The organism is Amycolatopsis kentuckyensis (assembly GCF_041679295.1).
In the GTDB taxonomy this organism is placed as follows: Bacteria; Actinomycetota; Actinomycetes; order Mycobacteriales; family Pseudonocardiaceae; genus Amycolatopsis; species Amycolatopsis kentuckyensis_A.
This window is the reverse complement of the sequence record NZ_JBGDMD010000008.1, coordinates 170,570-190,841: the sequence shown is the minus strand read 5'-3', so window position 1 is coordinate 190,841 and position 20,272 is coordinate 170,570. Positions and strand designations below refer to the sequence as shown.

The window sequence follows — 20,272 nt, the reverse complement described above, 5'->3', positions numbered from 1 at the left end:
CGGAAATGTCTCCCGGAAATCTGACATCCGCTCGTCCCGGCCGACAACCCCTAAAGACCGTCTAAAGCGGACCTTGGCGGGGCGGGGAACGCGGAGCGTAGGGGCGCGTTCCCGGGTGTCTTGAATGAGTCATTCAGGACCTCCCACGCCCTGAATGACTCATTCAAGACTTCCGGGTGCCGGTGCGCCGGGCGAGCCGGCCGTGGCCGCGGCGGGTCCGCCACCCCGGTCGGCGAAAGCTTTCCGCCGCCGCGCTTAGGGGCGCGGTTTCCGCCGCAACCGGGGCCGTTAGGGGTGGGTGGGGGCGCCGTGCGCTCGTATCGTCGGTCGCATTGCTGTGGGGGTGCGCGATCCCCCTTTCCAGCGCAGGCGACGTGGAAGGAAAGAGGACTCGTGGGCAACTCCGAAGACAAGCTGGTCGGTGCGCTCCGTGCCTCCCTCAAGGAGAGCGAACGGCTGCGCGAGAAGAACCGGCGGCTGACCGAAGCCGCGCGGGAACCGATCGCGATCATCGGCATGGCGTGCCGGTTCCCCGGCGGCGCCACCACCCCGGAACAGTTCTGGCGGCTGCTCGACGAAGGCGTCGACGCGATCGGCGAGTTCCCCGCCAACCGCGGCTGGGACCTCGAACGCCTCTACGACCCGGCCGGCGAACGCCCCGGCTCGAGCTACGTGCGCGAAGGCGGGTTCCTGCACGACGCCCTGGACTTCGACGCCGACCTCTTCGGCATCAGCCCGCGCGAGGCCCTGCTCATGGACCCGCAGCAGCGGCTCCTGCTGGAAACCTCCTGGGAGGCCTTCGAACGCGCGGGCATCGCGCCGCACTCGGTGAAGGGCAGCCCCACCGGTGTCTTCGCCGGCACGATGTACCACAACTACCAGGGCAGCTACGGCTCTTCCGGCGTCATCTCCGGCCGGCTCGCCTATACCTTCGGCCTGGAAGGCCCCGCCGTCACCATCGACACGGCGTGCTCGTCGTCACTCGTCGCGCTGCACATGGCCGTGCAGGCGCTGCGCTCCGGCGAGTGCTCGCTCGCGCTGGCCGGCGGCGTCTCGGTGATGTCGACGCCGCGCACCTTCGTCGAGTTCAGCCTCGACGGCACGCTCGCCCGCAGCGCCCGCTGCCGCGCCTTCGCCGACTCCGCCGACGGCACCGGCTGGTCCGAGGGCTGCGGGATGCTGCTGGTGGAAAAACTGTCCGACGCCCGCCGCAACGGCCACCCCGTGCTCGCGGTCGTCCGCGGCACCGCGATCAACCAGGACGGCGCGTCCAACGGCATGACCGCGCCCAACGGCCCGGCCCAGCAGCGCGTGATCCGCCAGGCGCTCGCCAACGCCCGCGTCACCCCGGACGAGGTCGACGTCGTCGAGGCGCACGGCACCGCGACCAAGCTCGGCGACCCGATCGAGGCCGGCGCGCTGCTGGCGACCTACGGCCAGGGCCGGCCCGAGAACTCCCCGCTGTGGCTGGGATCCGTCAAGTCCAACGTCGGTCACACGCAGGCCGCGTCCGGCGTCGCCGGCGTGCTGAAGATCGTCCTGGCCCTCAACAACGGCGTGCTGCCGCAGACCCTGCACGTCGACCAGCCGACCCGGCAGGTCGACTGGAGCGCCGGGCAGGTCGAGCTGCTCACCGAGCGCCGCCCGTGGGAGCGGAACGGGCACCCGCGCCGCGGCGCGGTTTCGTGCTTCGGCCTGAGCGGCACCAACGCGCACGTCATCATCGAGGAAGCCCCGGAACCGGAAGCAGCCGAGGAGACCCCCCGCGACAGCGCCGCGATCCCGTTCGTCCTTTCCGGACGGACGCCGCAGGCGTTGCGGGCGCAGGCCACCCGGCTGCTCGCCGACCTCGACGAGAACCCCGCTCAGCTTCTGGACGTCGCCCGCACGCTGGCCGCCGGCCGCACCCACCTCGACCACCGCGCCGCCGTGGTGGCGAGCGACCGCGACGAACTCCTGGCCGCGCTGCGCGGGTTCGCCGACGGCGAGCCGGGCGCGCTGACCGGCGTTGCCCGGGGTGAGACCAGCACCGGATTCCTGTTCTCCGGCCAGGGTTCCCAGCGTCCCGGCATGGGCCGCGAGCTGGCCGCCGCGTACCCGCGGTTCGCCGAGGCGTACGCCGAAGCCTGCGCCGAACTCGACAAGCACCTCGACCGTCCGATCCGCGAAGTGATCGACACCGACGCCGAAGCCCTGGCGCAGACCGGGAACACGCAGGCCGCGCTGTTCGCCTTCGAGGTCGCGCTGTTCCGGCTCGTCGAGTCGTGGGGCCTGGTCCCGGACGCGGTGTGCGGTCATTCCATCGGCGAACTCGCCGCCGCGCACTGCGCCGGCGTGCTTTCCCTCGCCGACGCGGCCAAGCTCGTCGCCGCCCGCGGCCGGCTGATGCAGGCGCTCCCTGCCGGGGGCGCGATGGTCGCCGTCGAAGGGACGCCCGACGAGGTCGCCGCGCACGATCCACAAGGGACGGTCGACGTCGCCGCCGTCAACGGCCCGCGCTCGGTCGTCCTGTCCGGCGAAGAAGCCGCCGTCATCGCGATCGGTGACAAGTTCGTCGAAGCCGGCCGCCGGACGACGCGGCTGAAAGTTTCGCACGCGTTCCACTCGCGCCTGATGGAGCCGATGCTCGCCGAATTCCGCGCCGTCGCCAAGACGCTCACCTACGCGCAGCCCGAGCTGACCGTCGTCTCGAGCGTCACCGGCGCGGAGGTCTCGGCCGAGCTGACCGACCCCGAGTACTGGGTGCGCAACGTCCGGCAGCCGGTCCGGTTCGCCGACGCAGTGCGCGCGCTGGCCGCCGAGGGCGTCAACCGGTTCTTCGAGCTGGGCCCGGACGCGCCGCTGACCGCCGTCGTCCCTCAGTCCACATCGGACAGCGCGGTCGCCGTAGCGGCGCAGCGCCGGGACGTCCCCGAGGACGTCGCGCTCGCCACCGCGCTGGCCGGCCTGCACGTCCGCGGCGTGGTGCCGGACTGGGCGGCGCACTTCGCCGCCCGTGGCGCGACCCGCGCGGACCTGCCGACCTACGCCTTCCAGTACCAGCGCTACTGGCTGGAGGTGTCGTCGGACTCCGGCGACCTCTCCTCGCTCGGCCTCGACCCGGTCGACCACCCCCTGCTCGGCGCGGCCACGCTGCTGGCCGACGCCGACGGTGTGGTGCTGTCCGGCCGCATCTCCGCGGCCACCCACCCGTGGCTCAACGACCACGTCGTCGGCGGCGCGATCCTGCTGCCCGGCACGGCGTTCGTCGAACTGGCCGTCCGTGCGGGCGACGAAGCCGGCTGCGGCCGCGTCCGCGACCTGACCCTGCACGCCCCGCTGGTGCTGCCGGCGAAGGGGGCCGCGCGGATCCAGGTGCGGCTCGGCACGCCCGCCGCCGACGGGTCCCGTTCGATCAGTGTCCACTCGCGAACGGACGACCTCGCCGCGACCGGCGGCTGGGCCCGGCACGCCGACGGCACCCTGGAACCGGCCACGGCGGGCCCCGCGTTCGACCTGAGCGCGTGGCCGCCGGCCGGCGCGGAGGTCGTCGACATCGAGGGCATGTACGACCTGCTGGCCGAAGCCGGTATGGCGTACGGCCCCGTCTTCCAGGGCCTGCGCGCGGCCTGGCGGCTCGGCGAGGACGTCTTCGCCGAAGTCGCGCTGCCCGAGCAGGAGCGCCTCGGCGCCGAAGCGTTCGGCCTGCACCCGGCGGTCTTCGACGCGACGCTGCACGCCATCGGCCTCAGCGGCGCGGCGGGGGAGGGCACCACGCTGCCCTACTCCTGGTCCGATGTCGAGCTGCTGGCCGCGGGCGCGTCCTCACTGCGGGTCCAGGTCCACCCGACCGGGGACCAGACGGTCGAGCTGCTGCTGGCCGACTCCGCGGGTGCCCCGGTCGCCCGGGTCGGCGCGCTGGGGCTGCGCCGGATCAGCGAGGAGCAGCTGGCCGCGGCCCGCGCGGTGCCCGCGAGCACCGACTCCCTCTACCGGATCGACTGGGTCCCGGCGCCGCTTCCCGAAGGCACCGAAGACGTTGCGGTGTACGAGGTCGCCCCGGGAACCACCGCGGCCGCCGCGAAGAAGGCCGTCCACAGTGCACTGTCCGAACTCAAGAACCTTTTGGCGGGACCGGATCGGCTGGTCGTGGTCACCCACGGCGACCTGGCCGGCGCCACCGTCGCCGGGCTCGTCCGCTCCGCGCAGGTCGAGAACCCGGGCCGGATCGTGCTCGTCGAGGGCTCCGCGACGCCGGCGCAGCTGGCCGCGATCGCCGCCGCCGACGAGTCGTCGGTCCGCGTCGCCGACGGCGAAGTGACCGTGCCCCGGCTCGCCCGTGCGACCCCCGAAGCCGGTGCCGCGCCCGAGTGGGGCACGGTGCTCGTCTCGGGCGGCACCGGCGCGCTGGGCAAGCTCGTCGCGAAGCACCTCGTGCGGCAGCACGGCGTCAAGGACCTCGTGCTCGTCAGCCGCCGCGGCCCGGAGGCCGAAGGCGCGGCCGAGCTGGTCGCCGAGCTGGCGGAGCTGGGCGCGTCGGCGACCCTCGTGGCCGCCGACCTCGCCAACCGCACCAAGGTCCGGGCCCTGCTGAAGAAGCACCCGGTGAACTCGGTCGTGCACGCGGCCGGCGTGCTCGACGACGGCGTCCTCGCCTCGATGACCCCGGAGCGCATCGACGGCGTCTTCGACCCGAAAGCCCTGGCCGCCTGGCACCTGCACGAGCTGGCCGGCGACCTCACCGCGTTCGTCACGTTCTCCTCGGCCGCCGGCGTGCTCGGCGCGCCCGGCCAGGCGAACTACGCCGCCGCCAACGCCTTCCTGGACGCCCTCGCCGCGGTGCGCCACGCCGAGGGCAAGCCGGCGCACTCCCTCGCCTGGGGCATGTGGGAGTCGGCGGCCGGCATGGCCGGTGAGACCAACGGAAAGCGCGGCCTCGGCGCCTTCGGCGTCGACGAGGGCCTGGCACTGTTCGACGCCGCGGTCGGCGCGGCGGGCGACCTCTACGTCCCGATCAAGCTCGACCTGCCCGCGTGGCGCGACGCGGGCGGCGTCCCCGACCTGCTGCGCGGGCTCGTCCCGGCGGCGCGGCGGACGGTGTCCGACCGCGAGGCGGGCGCGGATTCGCTGCTGGGCAAGCTGATCCGGCTGCCCGCGGACAAGCGCCTCGACCACCTGCGCGACCTGGTGGTCAAGCACGCGGCCGCGGTGCTCGGCCACGGCTCGGCCGACCTGGTCGACGCCGACCGCGCGTTCAAGGACCTCGGCTTCGACTCGCTGACCGCGGTCGAGCTGCGCAACGCGCTCAACGAGGCCACCGGCCTGAGCCTGACCGCGACGCTCGTCTTCGACCACCCGACCGCGGGCGAGCTCGCCGCGCACCTGCACGAGTCGCTGCTGGGCGACCTCGCCGACGCGGGAGAGCCGGAGGAGGTCGTGGCCGGCGCCGGGCACGACGAGCCGATCGCGATCGTCGGCATGGCCTGCCGGTTCCCCGGCGGCGCCGACAGCCCCGACGCGTTGTGGCAGCTGGTCGCCGCGGGCGGCGACGGCATCACCGCCTTCCCGGAGGACCGCGCCTGGGACATGGAGCACTGGCTGCCCCAGGTCGCGCCGGACGGCGGCACCCCGCACGGCGGGTTCGTCCACGACGCCACCGACTTCGACGCCGCGTTCTTCGGCATCAGCCCCAACGAGGCCGTGATGATGGACCCGCAGCAGCGGATGCTGCTCGAGTCCTCCTGGGTCGCGCTCGAGAACGCCGGCGTGGACCCGTTGTCGCTCAAGGGAAGCACCACCGGCGTCTTCGTCGGCGTGATGCAGTCCGACTACGACCCGGGTGACGCGCTGGCCCAGGGCGGCGGGCTCTACCGCGGGTCGGGCGCGCTGAGCAGCGTGGTCTCGGGCCGCGTCGCCTACGCGTTCGGCCTCGAAGGCCCGGCCGTGTCGGTGGACACCGCGTGCTCGTCCTCGCTGGTCGCGCTGCACCAGGCCACGCAGGCGCTGCGGGGCGGCGACTGCTCGCTGGCGCTGGTCGCCGGCGTGTCCGCGCTCGTTTCGCCCGCGCCGTTCGCGCAGTTCGTGGACGGCGCGGTGGCTCGCGACGGCCGTTGCAAGCCCTACTCCGCCGCGGCCGACGGCTTCGGCTGGGGCGAAGGCGTCGGCGTCCTGGTGGTGGAGCGGCTGTCCGACGCGCGCCGCCACGGCCACGACGTCCTCGCCGTCATCAAGTCCAGCGCCGTCAACGCCGACGGCGCGTCCAACGGCCTCACCGCGCCGAGCGGGTCGGCCCAGGAGCGGCTGATCCGCCGGGCACTGGCCACCGCCGGGCTCGAACCGACCGAAGTGGACGCCGTCGAAGGGCACGGCGCCAGCACCCCGCTGGGCGACCGGATCGAGACCGGCGCGCTGCTGGCCACCTACGGCAAGAACCGCACCGGCGAGCCGCTGTGGCTCGGCTCGGTGAAGTCCAACATCGGCCACACCCAGGCCGCGGCCGGGGTCGCCGGCGTGATCAAGATGGTGCAGGCGATGCGCCACGGCCTGCTGCCCGCCACGCTGCACGCGGCCGAGCCGACGGCCGACGTCGACTGGTCCGCCGGGACCGTCCGGCTGCTCGACGAGGCCCGGCCGTGGCCCGAGGTCTCGCGTCCGCGGCGCGCGGCGGTGTCGGCGTTCGGGTACAGCGGGACCAACGCGCACGTGATCCTCGAGCAGGCCCCGGCCGTCGAGACCGTCGCGAGCGAACCGGCGGGGGACGTCGGTGGCGTGCTGCCGCCCCTGGTCCTGTCGGCCCGGACCCCCGCGGCCCTGCCGGACCAGGCGCGGGCACTGCTCGCGCGGCTCGGCTCCTCGACGGACCTGCTGGACGTGGCCTATTCGCTGGCCCAGCGTCGTCCGCTGTTCTCCCACCGCGCCGCGGTCGTCGGCGCCGACCTCGACGAGATCCGCGCCGCGTTGTCCACATTGGACGTCACCGGCCGGGCGCGTCCGGGTGGCACGACGGCCTTCCTGCTTCCCGGTGACGGGACGCAGGGCGCCGAGCTGTACGCCGCTTTCCCCGCGTTCGCCCGGGAATTCGACCGGGTGGCGAGCGGGTTCGACACCTACCTCGGGCGCTCGCTGCGCGAAGTGGTGTTCGCTCCCGCGGGAACGGCGGCCGCGCAGCTGCTCGACCGGACCGAGTTCGGCCAGGCCGCGGCGTTCACGGTCGGCGTCGCGCTGGCCCGGTTGTTCGAGAGCTGGGGTCAGCGGCCCGACGTGCTGGCCGGCGTCGCCGTGGGCGAGGTCGCCGCCGCGCACCTGGCGGGTGTCCTGTCTTTGGCGGACGCGGTGAAGCTCGTCGCCAACCGGGGGCAGCTGATGGCCGAGGGACCGCTCGACGACGACCTGCTCGAAGAGCTGGCGGAGATCGCGGGGGAGCTGACCTACGACGAAGCCCGGGTGCCGCTCGCGTCCGCGAGTGACTTCCGCGACCCGCAGCACTGGGCGCGGGCCGCGGCGGTCCCGGAGATCGAGGCGACGCACACTCTGGACCTGGGTGCGCTCCCGACGGTGCGCTCGGTGCTGCTGGCCGCCGGCCGGCTGCACGTGACGGGCGCCGGGCTCGACGTGACGCGGATGTTCGCCGGCCGTGCCGCGAAGACCGTGCCGCTGCCGGACTACGCGTTCCACCGCGACCGCTACTGGCCGACGGTCGACATGGAGGCACGCAACGCGATCGGCGACCACGAACTGCCCGCGCCGCGCACCGAGGCCCCCGTCTCCTTCGAACGGACCGAAGAGGGCGTGCAGCGGTTCGTCCTCGCCGAGGCGGCCGGGCTGCTCGGGTACGCCGGCGCCGACGCGATCGACCCGGACGCGCACTTCCTGGAGTTCGGCTTCGACTCGCTGACGGCGTTGAAGCTGCGGAACCGGATCGCGGAAACGACGGGGGTCACCCTGGCCGGATCGGCGGTCTTCGACCTCGGGACCCCGGCGGCGCTGGCCGCGCACCTGCTGGAGCTGCTGACCAGCGCGCCTGTTGGTCCCGGCGGGGACCCGGTGAAGGAGCTGTTCGTCGAGGCGGTCCGCGGCGGCCAGGTCGAGAACGGCATCGCGCTGCTGGGTGCCGCGGCGAACCTGCGGCCGAAGTTCACCGGCGTCGCGGATCTCGGGGCGGCACCGCGGCCGATTTCGCTCGCCGAGGGTCCGGACGGCGTGCGGCTGCTGGCCGTCCCGTCACCGGCGGCGCTGGGCGGGGAGTACCAGTACGCGAAGCTCGCGGCCCGGTTCCGCGGCCGGCGCGGGGTGTCCGCGCTGCCGACGCCGGGGTTCCGCACGGGCGAGCCGGTGCCGGCCGACGTCGACGCGCTGCTGGAGGTCCTGGAGGAGAGTGTCCGGCTCGGGGCAGGTGACCAGCCGTTCGCGCTGCTGGGGTACTCGTCCGGCGGGGTCCTGGCGTACGCGCTGGCGGCCCGGCTGGAGAAGGCCGGCTTCGCCCCGGCGGCGGTGGTCCTGCTCGACAGCTACGAGATGGACGCCGGCGGCGAGTCCACAGCGGACACGGTGGCGGACATGGCGTCGGGCATGATCGAGCGCGAGGAGCAGTTCGGCCCGTTCGACCGCGACAAGCTGACGGCGATGGCCCACTACCTGGGTCTGCTGGAGTCGGCGGTGCTCGGTGAGGTGGCGGCCCCGACGGTGCTGGTCCGGCCGGAAAACCGCTTCGCGGCGGGGGATCCGGCGCCGTCGGACGACTCGTGGCGCTCGACGTGGAGCCGGGCGGACGCGAAGGTGACGGTGCCGGGCGACCACTTCAGCCTGGTGGACACGGACGCCGAGACCACGGCCGAGGCGGTCGGCACCTGGCTCGCCACTCTCCCCTGACCCGCCGCGGCAGGCCTGCCAAGCCAGGGCGGCGCCCCTCCCCCCCCCTCGGGGCGCCGTCCATCCCACCTTGCGGGGGCCACTCAAGCGCGGGAGGTGGTCAACAGCCCAGCAATCCCGTCCAGCACCCGCTCCAGCCCGAAGTCCACCGAACCCGTCCCCGGGTACTCGCCCCGCGCGGCGAGCGCGGCCAAGTACGGATAACCGCCATCAACGAGCAACGGCCGCAAAAACGCGCGAACGTCCGAAGCCCGCACCCCGGAGTCCGCCGAGTCCGGATCGGCGCGGGCCCGCAACCGGTCGGCCGTCGCGCGGGCGAAGTCGCCCACCAGCAACGCGCACCCGAGAGCGTCCACATCGGACAACCCGGCCTCGGCCAGCACCGCCAGCAGCTGCTCGGTCCACCGCAGCCGGTGCGGCGTCACCGCACTGCCCCGCGACGGCAGGTCCAACAGCCACGGCCGGCTCCGGTAACGCTCCAGTGCCGCGTGGACCCATTCCCGCGCCGCACCGCGCCAGTCCGAGTCGGGCGCCAACGGCGGTGGTGGCCCGAACCCCGCGTCCCCGAGCAGGACCAGCAGCTCGTCCTTCGACCCGACGTACCGGTACAGCGCGTTGGTGGTCAGCCCGACCGAAGCGGCGATGTTGGGCAGCGACGCCGCCGCCAGCCCGTCGGCGTCGGCGAGCTCGACGGCGGCCGCGACGATCCGGTCCAGGCTGTGCGACGGCTTGGGGCCACGGCGGGGCCGGGGCGCGGCACCCCACGCCGGGGCCAGCCCGGGCGGCAGGTCCGGACGGTCGTCCGGCTCGGGTTCGGTCGGCATCTATCGCTCCGCGGTCCGTTTCAGTAAACTGTGCAAGTCTTACACTAATCGGAGCTGGGGGCGAGTGCTTGTGAGCGAGAGCAGCCGGTTCGGGCTGGGCCGGGTCACCGAGCTGGACCGGAAGCTGGCGGCCACGGAGATCGAACACGGCCGGTCGACCGGTGCCTACGACGGCGGGGAGGCCGCCCGGCGGCTCGCCCGCGTCCGGCTCGCCACCACCCAGGCCGCGCTGCGGGCCGCGGTCGCGGGCGCGTCCGGCTCGGCCGCGCCGCCCGCCCTCGAGGCGGCCCCGCGGATCGCAGGCGCGCTGTGGGCGTTCGTCAGCGTCACCAACTTCGTCGTCTGGCTGCTCATCGGGCTGATCGGCGGCCAGTGGGACCCGCTGTGGCTGGTCTGGGTGGTGCTCGGCGGCGGCGTCCTGGCCGTCGGCGTGTGGGGGATCCGGGACTGGGACCGCCGCATGCGCGTCGCCCCCTAATCGGGGCCCGGCTTCCCCGTTCGGCGGTACTGCGCTAAACTGTGTAAGCCTTACACGATTAATCCGACCGTGCGGCCGGACGTCGACAAGGGGGAGATTGATGCCCGAAAGCGCAGGAGGAACGCGGTCCACCGGCGGGCTCGCCCGCCGTGTCGTCACGGTCGTGTGGGCGATCGTCAGCGGCATCCAGTTCGTGATCTGGCTGCTCATGAGCCTGATCAGCATGTCGTTCAAGGCGCCGTTCTGGCTGTGGACGATCGTCGGCGGCGGGATCGTCCTGGCCGCGTGGTGGTACCTCGACCCGGCGCGCCGCGCCCGGGAAGGATCGGAGTGAACGACGTGCCCACGATGACTTCCGTCGAGTCGCCGGTCCAGCTGGACGCGGTGCACAAGACCTACGGCTCCGGCGAAAGCGCGGTCGAAGCGCTCGCCGGGGTCACCGTCAGCTTCCCGGCCGGCACCTTCACCGCGGTGATGGGCCCGTCGGGGTCCGGCAAGAGCACGCTGCTGCACTGCGCGGCGGGCCTCGACAAGCCGAGCTCCGGCCGCGTCACCCTGGTGGGGACCGACCTCAAGGGCAAGAGCGAGACGAAGCTGACCGAGCTGCGCCGTGAGCACGTCGCGTTCATCTTCCAGTCCTTCAACCTGATGCCGGCGCTGAACGTCGAGCAGAACGTCACCCTGCCGACCCTGCTGGCCGGCCGCGAGCCGGACCGGAAGTGGGTCGACGAGGTGATCGCGCGCGTCGGGCTGACCCAGCGCGTCAAGCACCGCCCGGGCGAGCTGTCCGGCGGCCAGCAGCAGCGCGTCGCGATCGCCCGCGCGCTCGCCGGCCGCCCCTCGGTGGTCTTCGCCGACGAGCCGACCGGCGCGCTCGACACGAACACCGCGCTCGAGGTGCTGAACCTGATGCGCGAGCTGGTCAGCGCGGGCCAGACCATCGTCATGGTCACCCACGACCCGGTCGCCGCGTCCTTCGCGGACAACGTGCTCTTCCTGGTGGACGGCCAGATCGTGACGCAGATGGCCACGCCCACCGTCGAAGCCGTCGCCTCGACCCTGGCACAGCTGGGCGAGCGAGCCAAGCAGGCACGGGGGCAGCGGTGAGTTCGCGGCGGGTGGTGCTCAACCTGGCGCTGGCGAGCCTGCGCTACCGCGCGGCCGCGTCGCTGGCGTCGTTCGTCGCGATCCTGATCGGCTGCGGCCTGCTCATCGCGTGCGCCGGGCTGTTCGAGACGGCGATCGTGCTGCAGGCGCAGCCGCAGCGGCTCGCCGCGACGCCGGTCGTGGTCGGCGGCTCGTCGGCGTTCAAGCTGCCGGACGAAGAGTCCGAGGAGGTGCCCTACGCCGAGCGCGCCGGGCTCGCCGCGGACCAGCTCGTCAAGATCGGTGCGGTGCAAGGCGTCCAGCGCGTCGTTCCGGACGTCTCGTTCCCGGCGGCGCTGCTGAAGGACGGCGCGCCCGAGGGTACGTCCGTCCTTTCCGGACACGGCTGGGACTCGGCCGCGCTCGGCGGGTACGTCCTGCGCGACGGCACCCAGCCGCAGGCGCCGGGCCAGGTCGTCGTCGACTCGGCCACCGCGGAGGCGGCCGGGCTCAAGGCGGGCTCGCCCGTCGACCTCGCGATCGACGGCCGGAAGCTGACCTTCACCGTCGCGGGCGTCGCGGAACCGAGCCAGCCCGTCAAGGCGCCGGCGTTCTTCTTCTCCGCTCCGGACGCGCAGCAGTTTTCGCCGCACCAGGGCCGCGCCGACCTGGCCGGGGTGTTCCCGGCCGAGGGCGTGGACGCGGGCGAGCTCGCCGCGCGCGTCGCGGAGCAGGTGCCCGGCGTCAGCGTGCTGACCGGGGACGACCGCGGATCGGCGGAGTTCCTCGGCGTCGACGGCAGCCGGCTCCCGCTGATCCTGCTGGCCGCGGTGTTCGGCGGCATGGTGCTCGTCGTCATGGCGCTGGTCGTCTCCGCGACGATCAGTCTCACCGTGCGCCAGCGCCAGCAGGAGCTCGCGCTGCTGCGGGCCACCGGGGCGACGCCGAAGCAGGTGCACCGGATGGTGGTCGCCGAGACCATGGCCGTCGGCGCGGTCGCCGCGCTGTGCGGCGTGGTCGCGGGCAGCCTGCTCGGCAACCGGATCTTCGACACGAGCATGTCGATCGGCATCGTGCCCGACGAACTGGTGTTCCGGCAGGACATCATCGCGTTCGGCGCGGGGGTCGTCGCCACGCTCGTGATCGTCTACGCCGCCGCGTGGTTCGCCGCGTTGGCCGCGTCGCGGGCCCGGCCGATCCAGGCGCTGGCCGAGGCGTCGATCCCGAACCCCAAGGTGAACCCGTTGCGGCGCATGGGCGCCGTGGTCTTCGGGGTCGCGACGGTGCTGCTCGCCGGCACCACGCTGTTCATGCCGGCCGACACCGCCAGCGCGATCGGCGGGCCGGCGGTGCTCACCGGCGCCATCGCGGTGGCCCTGCTGGGCCCGGAGATCATGGCGTACGTGGCGGACCGCTTCGGCCCGTTCGTCCGGCGGGTCGCGGGCCGGGACGCCACGCTCGCGGTGATCAACTCGCGGGCGCGGGCGGTGGCCTTCGCCGCGGTGCTCACGCCGATCACGCTGGCCACGGCCGTCGCGCTCGGCAACGTGTACTCGGAGACGACGGCGCAGAAGGCGCAGATCGCCGCCTACGCCGACCAGCTGAAGGCCGACGCCGTGGTCAGCACCACCTCCGGCGGGATCGCGCCGGAAGCGCTGGCGCAGATCCGGAGCACGCCGGGCGTCGCGACCGCGTCGCCGCTGGTGACGAGCTCCGGCTGGATCGAGCAGCCCTACGACGGCAACGGCAGCGACCCGCTGCGCCTGCTCGGCGTCTCCGCCGAGGACCAGGGCGGCACGGTGCTCGCCACCGAAGTCACGCAGGGGTCGCTGAAGAACCTCACCGGCGAGTCGGTCGCGCTGCCGGAAGCCGTCGCGGACGACCTCGAGCTCAAGGTCGGCGACAAGATCACCATGCGGCTCGGCGACGGGGCGCAGGCGCAGGTCACGGTCGTCGCGCTGCTCGACAGCCCGTCGAGCTACGCGAGCATGGTCCTGCCGGTGGATCTCCTCGCCGCGCACACCACGAGCGGCATGGCTTCGCAGGTGCTCGTGAAGGCGGCCGACGGCAGCGACGTGGTGTCGGCGTTGACCGACCGGCTGAAGGACTGGCCGGGCATCGCGGTCGGCGGCGACGACGCGTTGCTGGAGAGCTTCCAGGCCGGCGCGGACGTCGAGGCGATGATCAACTACCTGCTGGCGGTGCTGGCGATCGCGTATGCGGCGATCGCGGCGGTGAACACCCTCGCGGTCGCGGTTTTGGCCCGGCGCCGGGAGTTCGGCGCGCAGCGGCTCGCGGGCGCGGACCGCGGGCAGGTCCGCCGGATGCTGTTCATCGAGGGCGGCATCGTGGCCGTGGCGGGTCTGGTGCTCGGCATCGCCATCTCGCTGTTCACGGTGCTGCCGATGGCGATCAGCACGGGCCAGATCATCCCGTCGGGGCCGATCTGGGTGTTCCTCGCCGTGGTGCTGGCGGTGTTCCTGATCATTTGGCCGGTGACGTCGCTGTCGGCGCGGCTGGCGATGCGCAAGAGCCCGATCGAAGCGGTGACATTACCGGGGCAGTGAATTCTTAGGGGTTCGCGGGCCGGACCGGCGTGGATAGTGTCGAATTCGACTATCCGCACCGGGCCGGCCCGGTTTCCTTTTCTGGAGTGGATCCCATGCGCGTACTCCTGGCCGCCCCGTCGTCCCCCGCGCGGCTGCACAACCTGGTCCCGCTGGCGTGGGCGCTGCGGACGGCGGGCCACGACGTCAAGATCGCCGGCCGCCCGTCGTTCGTCGACGAGATCCTCACGACCGGCTGCGTCGCGGTCGACCTCGAAGGCGACGAGTCCGCGGCGCTGGTGGAGTTCGCCGAGCTGTGGCGCCCGGGAGTGGTGGTGTCCGACGCGGCGGCCCCGGCCGGAGCGGCGGCGGCCGAAGCGGTGGAGGCGGTCGCGGTCCGGCTCTTGGGTCCGCTGGACGAGTCCGGCCCGGGTTTCGACACGGTGCCGCCGTCGCTGCGGGACGGGGTCGCGGACGCCCGCCCGGTGCGGCACGTGCCGTACTTCGGGCCGGTGGTGGTCCCGGGTTGGTTGCGGCGCAGGGCAAGGCGCAGCCGGGTGTTGCTGTCGCTGACGGACCCGGCGCAGGCCGGCCCGGTGTTCGACGCGGTCGCGGGCCTGGAGGCGGAGGTGCTGTGGGCAACGGACCCGGCGCGCATCCCGGACGGCGTGACGATGCCGGCGAACGTCCGTTTGGTGGACGCGGCCCCGCCGGCGGCGGTGTTGCCAACGTGCACAGCGGTGATCCACGACGGCGACGCTTCGCTTGCCTTGGCGGCGGTGACGCACGGATTGCCCCAGTTGTCGTTGACGGAGTCGGCGATCGGCGAGCGGATCGCGGCGGCGGGAGCCGGGTTGGTGGGGGCGGCTCCCGGGGTGGCCGAGCTGGCTTCGTTGCGCGGTGGGGCGGAGGCGGTGCGGGACGAGATCGCTGCGCTGCCTGGGCCGCGTGCGGTGGTTGCTGAGTTGGTTCGCGGATAGCGAGCCTGCTGATCTGGTCACCGGGGCCGGCCGGCCCGCCCGCGGGCCGCGGGCCGGCGCGCTGACTGGGGTCGGCTGGTGTCCCGCCCGAGGCGAGCAGGCTGAGGTCGATCGTGGCCGGGCCGGTCCGTGCTGAGAGTTCCTTCGTCGGCGCGGCTTCCCCGGCTTCGGTGAGCGGACCGCCGCCGGGTTCGCGCCGGGGCGAGTGTCTTGAATGAGTCATTCAGGACCTCCGAAGACCTGAATGACTCATTCAAGACATCTGGGCCGGCTGCCGGAGCGCGGGCCAAGCGGGCCGCCCCATCGGCAGGCCGCCGCTGCCCGCGCCGAGCGCTTCGCCGCCAGCGCTGCTGCTCGCGCCGAGCGCTTCGCCGCCAGCGCTGCTGCTCGCGCCGAGCGCTTCGCCGCCAGGGCCGCTGCCCGCGCCCCGCGAGCAGCCCACCGCCCGGCCCGAACGTTGTGAATGACTCATTCCTGTCCCCACACGACATGAATGAGTCATTCACGTCATCCGGCGCGGCCCGGCGCGGCCCGGCCCGGCGCGGCCCGGCGCGGCCCGGCCCGGCGCGGCCCGGCGCGGCCCGGCGCGGCCCGGCCCGGCCCGGCGCGGCCCGGCCCGGCCCGGCCCGGCCCGGTCCGGCCCGGGCCGGCCCGCCCCCGAGCCCCGGGTGATTGTGGGGCCGTTAGGGGTGGGGCGGCCGAAAGTCGCTCGGTAGCGTTTTCGGCGTGGCACCTTCCACCCCTTTCGCGGTTAGGTGGTCGATTACGTGAGTACCGTTTTTCCTGCCATTTCCCGGCCTCGCGCCGGAACGGGGGTAATGGCGTGAGCGCCGAAAACGAGCGGAAGCTGCTCGACTACCTGAAGCGCGCCACCGCCGACCTGCGGGAGGCCAAGGGTGCCCTGCAGGAGGTCCGGCGGCGCGATACCGAACCCATCGCGATCGTCGGCATGGACTGCCGGTATCCCGGTGGCGTCGGGAGCCCTGAGGACCTCTGGGAGCTCGTCGCTTCCGGGACCGACGGCATCGGTGCCTTCCCCGCCGACCGCGGGTGGCCGCTCGATCGGCTCTACGACCCGGCGGGGGAGAAGCCCGGCACCACCAACACCCGCGAAGGCGGCTTCCTCTACGACGCCGCGGAGTTCGACCCGGAGTTCTTCGGGATCTCGCCCCGCGAGGCGCTCTCCATGGACGCCCAGCAGCGACTCCTGCTCCAGACCTCCTGGACCGCGCTCGAGCGCGCCGGCATCGTGCCCGAAACCCTGCGGGGCAGCAGCACCGGGGTCTTCGCCGGCGTCATGTACCACGACTACCTCGGCCACGCCGCCGCCGGCAGCGTCGTCTCCGGCCGGGTCGCCTACGCGCTCGGGCTGGAAGGCCCGGCTGTCAGCGTCGACACCGCGTGCTCTTCCTCGCTCGTCGCCCTGCACTGGGCCGCGCAGGCGCTGCGCCGCGGCGACTGCTCGCTGGCCCTCGTCGGCGGCGTCACCGTCATGGCCACGCCCGAGACCTTCGTCTACTTCACCGAGCAGCGCGGCCTGTCCGACGACGGCCGCTGCAAGGCCTTCGCCGCCGGTGCCGACGGCACGGGCTGGGGCGAAGGCGTCGGCGTCCTCGTCGTCGAGCGCCTCTCCGACGCCCAGCGTCTCGGCCACCACGTCCTCGCCGTCGTGCGTGGCAGCGCGGTCAACTCCGACGGTGCCTCCAGCGGCCTGACCGTCCCCAATGGACCCGCACAGCAACGCGTGATCCGCCAGGCCCTCGCCACCGCCGGACTGTCCACAACGGACGTCGACCTCGTCGAAGGCCACGGCACGGGCACCAAGCTCGGCGACCCGATCGAAGCGCAGGCCCTGCTCGCGACCTACGGGCAGAGCCGGGAAGAGCCGCTGTGGCTCGGTTCCCTCAAGTCCAACATCGGGCACACCCAGGCCGCGGCCGGGGTCGGCGGCGTGATCAAGGTCGTCCAGGCCATCCGGCACGGCGTGCTGCCGAAGACCCTGCACGTCGACACGCCGTCGCCGCACGTCGACTGGTCGGCCGGCGCCGTCGAGCTGCTCACCGAGGCCCGCGACTGGCCCGAGGCGGGCCGCCCCCGCCGCGGCGCGGTGTCGTCGTTCGGCATCAGCGGCACCAACGCCCACGTCATCATCGAACAGGCCGAGCCCGCGGAAGACGAGCCCGCCACCGAGGTTCCCGTGGTCGCGTGGCCGGTCTCGGCGGACTCCGCGGACGCCGTCGCCGCACAGGCGCAACAGCTCCTCGACCACGACGGGAACCTCACCGACATCGGCTTCTCGCTGGCCACGACCCGTTCGGCGCTGGACCACCGCGCTGTCGTCGTCGGCTCCGACGACACCGAGGTGCGCGCCGGCTTGGCCGCGATCGTGGCAGGAGAAGACGCGCCGAACGTCGTCCGCGACCGCCGCGGCACCGGCCGGACGGCCTTCCTCTTCACCGGCCAGGGCGCCCAGCGCGCCGGGATGGGCCGCCGGCTGGCGAAGTACCCGGTGTTCGCCGAGGCCCTCGACGCCGCGTGCACCCGGCTCGGCCTCGACCGCGCTGTCCTGGACGACGCCGATGCTTTGGCACAGACCGGTTTTACGCAGCCCGCGCTGTTCGCGTTCGAGGTCGCGCTGTACCGGCTCCTCGAGTCGTGGGGCCTGAAGCCGGACCACCTGCTCGGCCACTCGATCGGCGAGCTGGCCGCGGCGCACGTCGCCGGCATCCTCTCGCTCGACGACGCCTGCACGCTCGTCGCCGCCCGCGCCCGGCTCATGCAGGCCCTGCCCGCGGGCGGGGCGATGGTCGCGATCCCGGCCGCCGAGGCCGAGGTGACCCCGCTGCTGACCGACGGCGTGAGCATCGCCGCGATCAACGGCCCGGCTTCGCTGGTCGTCTCCGGCACCGAGGATGCGGTCGCCGCCGTCGCCGCGCACTTCGAGCGCGCCAAGAAGCTGCGCGTCTCGCACGCCTTCCACTCGCCGCTGATGGAGCCGATGCTGGCCGAGTTCGCGGCCGTGGCGAAGAAACTCACCTACGCCAAGCCCGAAATCCCGCTCACGTCCACTGTGGACAAGGGTGCCGACCTGACCTCGCCGGAGTACTGGGTGGAGCAGGTCCGCGCGACCGTCCGGTTCGACGACGGCGTCCGCGCCCTCGCCGAGGACGGCGTCCGGACGTTCGTCGAGATCGGCCCGGCCCCGGTCCTGACCGCCGCCGGGAGCACCGCGCTGGACGACGACACCCTCGCGTTCGTCCCGGCCGTCCGCCCGGACCGCGACGAAACCCACGCCGTCGTCACGGCGGTCGCCACCCTGCACGCTCGCGGGATTCCCGTTGACTGGCCAGCGTTCTACGCCGGCGCGCGACGCGTCGAGGTGCCGACGTACGCCTTCCGCCGCACCCGCTACTGGCTGCCCGCGACGATCGCGACCGGTGACGCCGGCGACCACGGCCAGCAGGCCGCCGCCCACCCGATGCTCAGCGCCGTCGTCCGCGTGCCGGAGACGGACACGATCGTCCTCACCGGCCGCCTGTCGACGGACACCGTGCCGTGGCTGGCCGACCACGTCGTGCTCGGCACGGTCCTGGTGCCCGGCACGGCGTTCGTCGAGCTGGCCCGCGCCGCCGCCGACGAGATCGGCTTCGCCGGGCTCGACGAGCTGACGCTGCACGCACCGCTCGCCCTGACCACCGGGGCGGCACTCCAGGTGAGCCTCGAATCCGAAGAGGACGGACGCCGTCGGCTGACCGTCCACTCGCGACCCGACGGCGACGACGCGTGGACCCGGCACGCCGAAGGGTTCATCACGGCCGAAGCGGCCGCGCCGGCGTTCGACCTCGCCGAATGGCCGCCCGCCGGAGCCACCGAGATCCCCTTGGCGGACCCGTACGCGCAGCTCGCGGACCTGGGCTACGACTACGGCCCGGCCTTTCAGGGCCTGCGCGCGATGTGGCGGCACGGGGACGACGTCTACGCGGAGGTCGAAGTCTCCGCGGACGCTCGCGACTACGGCCTGCACCCGGCGCTGTTCGACGCCGCGATGCACGCCCAGCTGCTCGGCCCCGCGCCCGAAGACGGTGACGCGAAGCCGATGCTGCCGTTCGCGTTCAGCGGCACGACCTGGCACGCCGCCGGCACCGGCGCGGTCCGCGTCCACGTGTCGCCGACCGGCCCGGAGACCATCACGCTGCGGATCGCCGACTCCACCGGGATGCCGGTGCTGACGGTCGATTCCCTGGCCGCACGACCGATCTCCCTGGACAAGCTGGCCCCGAGCTCGCTCTTCCGCATCGCCTGGGAACCCGCTACCGGCGGCGAAGAAACGAAAGCGACCGTCCTCGAAGTGTCCAGTGTGGACGGCACGGTGCCGGAACGGGCCCGCGCGGTCACGCGCCAGGTGCTCGACGCCATCCGCACCACCGAAGACCGCCTGGCCGTCGTCACGCGCGGCGCGGTGTCGGTCGACGGCGAGGACGTCGATCCGGCTCTCGCGACGGTCTGGGGCCTGGTCCGCGCGGCCGAAGCCGAGAACCCGGGCCGGTTCGTCCTCGTCGACGGCGACGTCGAAACCGCGCTGGCGACCGGCGAGCCCGAGGTGGCCGTCCGCGCCGGAAAGGCCTACGTCCCGCGCCTGGTAGCGGCGACCCCGGCCGGCGAGCTGGGCTGGCACCCCGACCGCACGGTCCTGATCACCGGCGGTACGGGCGGCCTCGGCGCCGTCATCGCGAAGCACCTGGTGACGAACCACGGCGTCCGGCACCTGCTGCTCTCCAGCCGTCGCGGCGCCGACGCGCCCGGAGCGGCCGACCTGCGCGACGAGCTGACGCGGCTCGGCGCCGAGGTCACCATCGCGAGCTGCGACGTCACCGACCGCGCGTCGGTGGCCGAGCTGGTCGAGGGCGTTCCGCTGACCGCGGTCGTGCACGCCGCGGGCATCCCGTCCGCCGGCCGCGTCGAGAGCCTCACCGACGACGAACTCGACCGCGTCTTCGCCCCGAAGGTCGACGGCGCCTGGCACCTGCACGAGCTGACTGAAGGCCTCGACGCGTTCATCCTGTTCTCCTCGGCCGCGAGCACCGTGCTGGCCGCCGGCCAGGCCGGGTACGCCGCGGCCAACGCGTTCCTCGACGAACTGGCCCGGCACCGCCACGCCCAGGGCCTCCCGGCGACGTCGCTCGACTGGGGCGCGTGGGCCGACGACGGCGGCATGGCCGGCGAGCTGACCGAAGCCGACTTCCGCCGCCTGCGCCGTCTCGGCACCCCGCCGATGGCGACGGCCGACGCCCTCGCGCTGTTCGACGCGTGCCTCGTCGCCGACGACGCCGTCCTCGCCCCGGTGAAGCTGGACCTCGCGGCCCTGCGGTCCCGCGCGGACTCTCTGCCGCCGGTCCTGCGCGGGATGGTCCGGCAGGCACCCCGCCGGACGGTCGCGAAGACCGACGGCGCCGTGGCGGCCCGCCTGGCCGCGCTGCCGGAGCCCGAGCGCGAGGCGTACCTCCTCGAGGT

Annotated in this window: 6 protein-coding genes and 3 pseudogenes; 8 read left to right on the top strand and 1 reads right to left on the bottom strand. The window is 73.7% G+C overall.

Features of this window, described 5'->3' with window-relative positions:
* Nucleotides 1-408 precede the first annotated feature (408 nt).
* Nucleotides 409-8,847 (top strand): annotated as a pseudogene (locus tag ACERZO_RS32920) (SDR family NAD(P)-dependent oxidoreductase); the annotation flags it as partial.
* 83 nt (nucleotides 8,848-8,930) lie between these two features.
* Here the strand turns inward: ACERZO_RS32920 and ACERZO_RS32915 are convergent.
* Nucleotides 8,931-9,671 carry a TetR/AcrR family transcriptional regulator gene (locus ACERZO_RS32915; protein WP_372669281.1) on the bottom strand — a complete coding sequence of 247 codons (741 nt, stop codon included), beginning with the start codon at nucleotides 9,669-9,671 and terminating at the stop codon, nucleotides 8,931-8,933.
* A 70-nt stretch (nucleotides 9,672-9,741) separates the two neighbouring features.
* Between ACERZO_RS32915 and ACERZO_RS32910 the strand changes: the two genes are divergently transcribed.
* The 7 genes and pseudogenes from ACERZO_RS32910 to ACERZO_RS50375 form a co-directional block, all read left to right on the top strand.
* Nucleotides 9,742-10,149 carry a hypothetical protein gene (locus tag ACERZO_RS32910; RefSeq protein WP_372669279.1) on the top strand — a complete coding sequence of 136 codons (408 nt, stop codon included), beginning with the start codon at nucleotides 9,742-9,744 and terminating at the stop codon, nucleotides 10,147-10,149.
* Nucleotides 10,150-10,249: 100 nt separating this feature from the next.
* Nucleotides 10,250-10,483 carry a hypothetical protein gene (locus tag ACERZO_RS32905; RefSeq protein WP_372669277.1) on the top strand — a complete coding sequence of 78 codons (234 nt, stop codon included), beginning with the start codon at nucleotides 10,250-10,252 and terminating at the stop codon, nucleotides 10,481-10,483.
* A 14-nt stretch (nucleotides 10,484-10,497) separates the two neighbouring features.
* Nucleotides 10,498-11,256, top strand: a complete 759-nt coding sequence (locus ACERZO_RS32900; RefSeq protein WP_372669755.1) for an ABC transporter ATP-binding protein — start codon at nucleotides 10,498-10,500, stop codon at nucleotides 11,254-11,256.
* Complete coding sequence (locus ACERZO_RS32895) at nucleotides 11,253-13,802, top strand: ABC transporter permease (RefSeq protein ID WP_372669275.1); 2,550 nt, start codon at nucleotides 11,253-11,255, stop codon at nucleotides 13,800-13,802. Before ACERZO_RS32900 ends, ACERZO_RS32895 begins: the two co-directional genes overlap by 4 nt.
* 95 nt (nucleotides 13,803-13,897) lie before the next feature.
* Nucleotides 13,898-14,761 carry a nucleotide disphospho-sugar-binding domain-containing protein gene (locus ACERZO_RS32890; protein WP_372669273.1) on the top strand — a complete coding sequence of 288 codons (864 nt, stop codon included), beginning with the start codon at nucleotides 13,898-13,900 and terminating at the stop codon, nucleotides 14,759-14,761.
* An 847-nt stretch (nucleotides 14,762-15,608) separates the two neighbouring features.
* Nucleotides 15,609-19,064: pseudogene (locus tag ACERZO_RS32885) on the top strand (type I polyketide synthase); the annotation flags it as partial.
* Nucleotides 19,065-19,109: 45 nt separating this feature from the next.
* Nucleotides 19,110-19,952: pseudogene (locus ACERZO_RS50375) on the top strand (beta-ketoacyl reductase); the annotation flags it as partial.
* Nucleotides 19,953-20,272 lie beyond the last annotated feature (320 nt).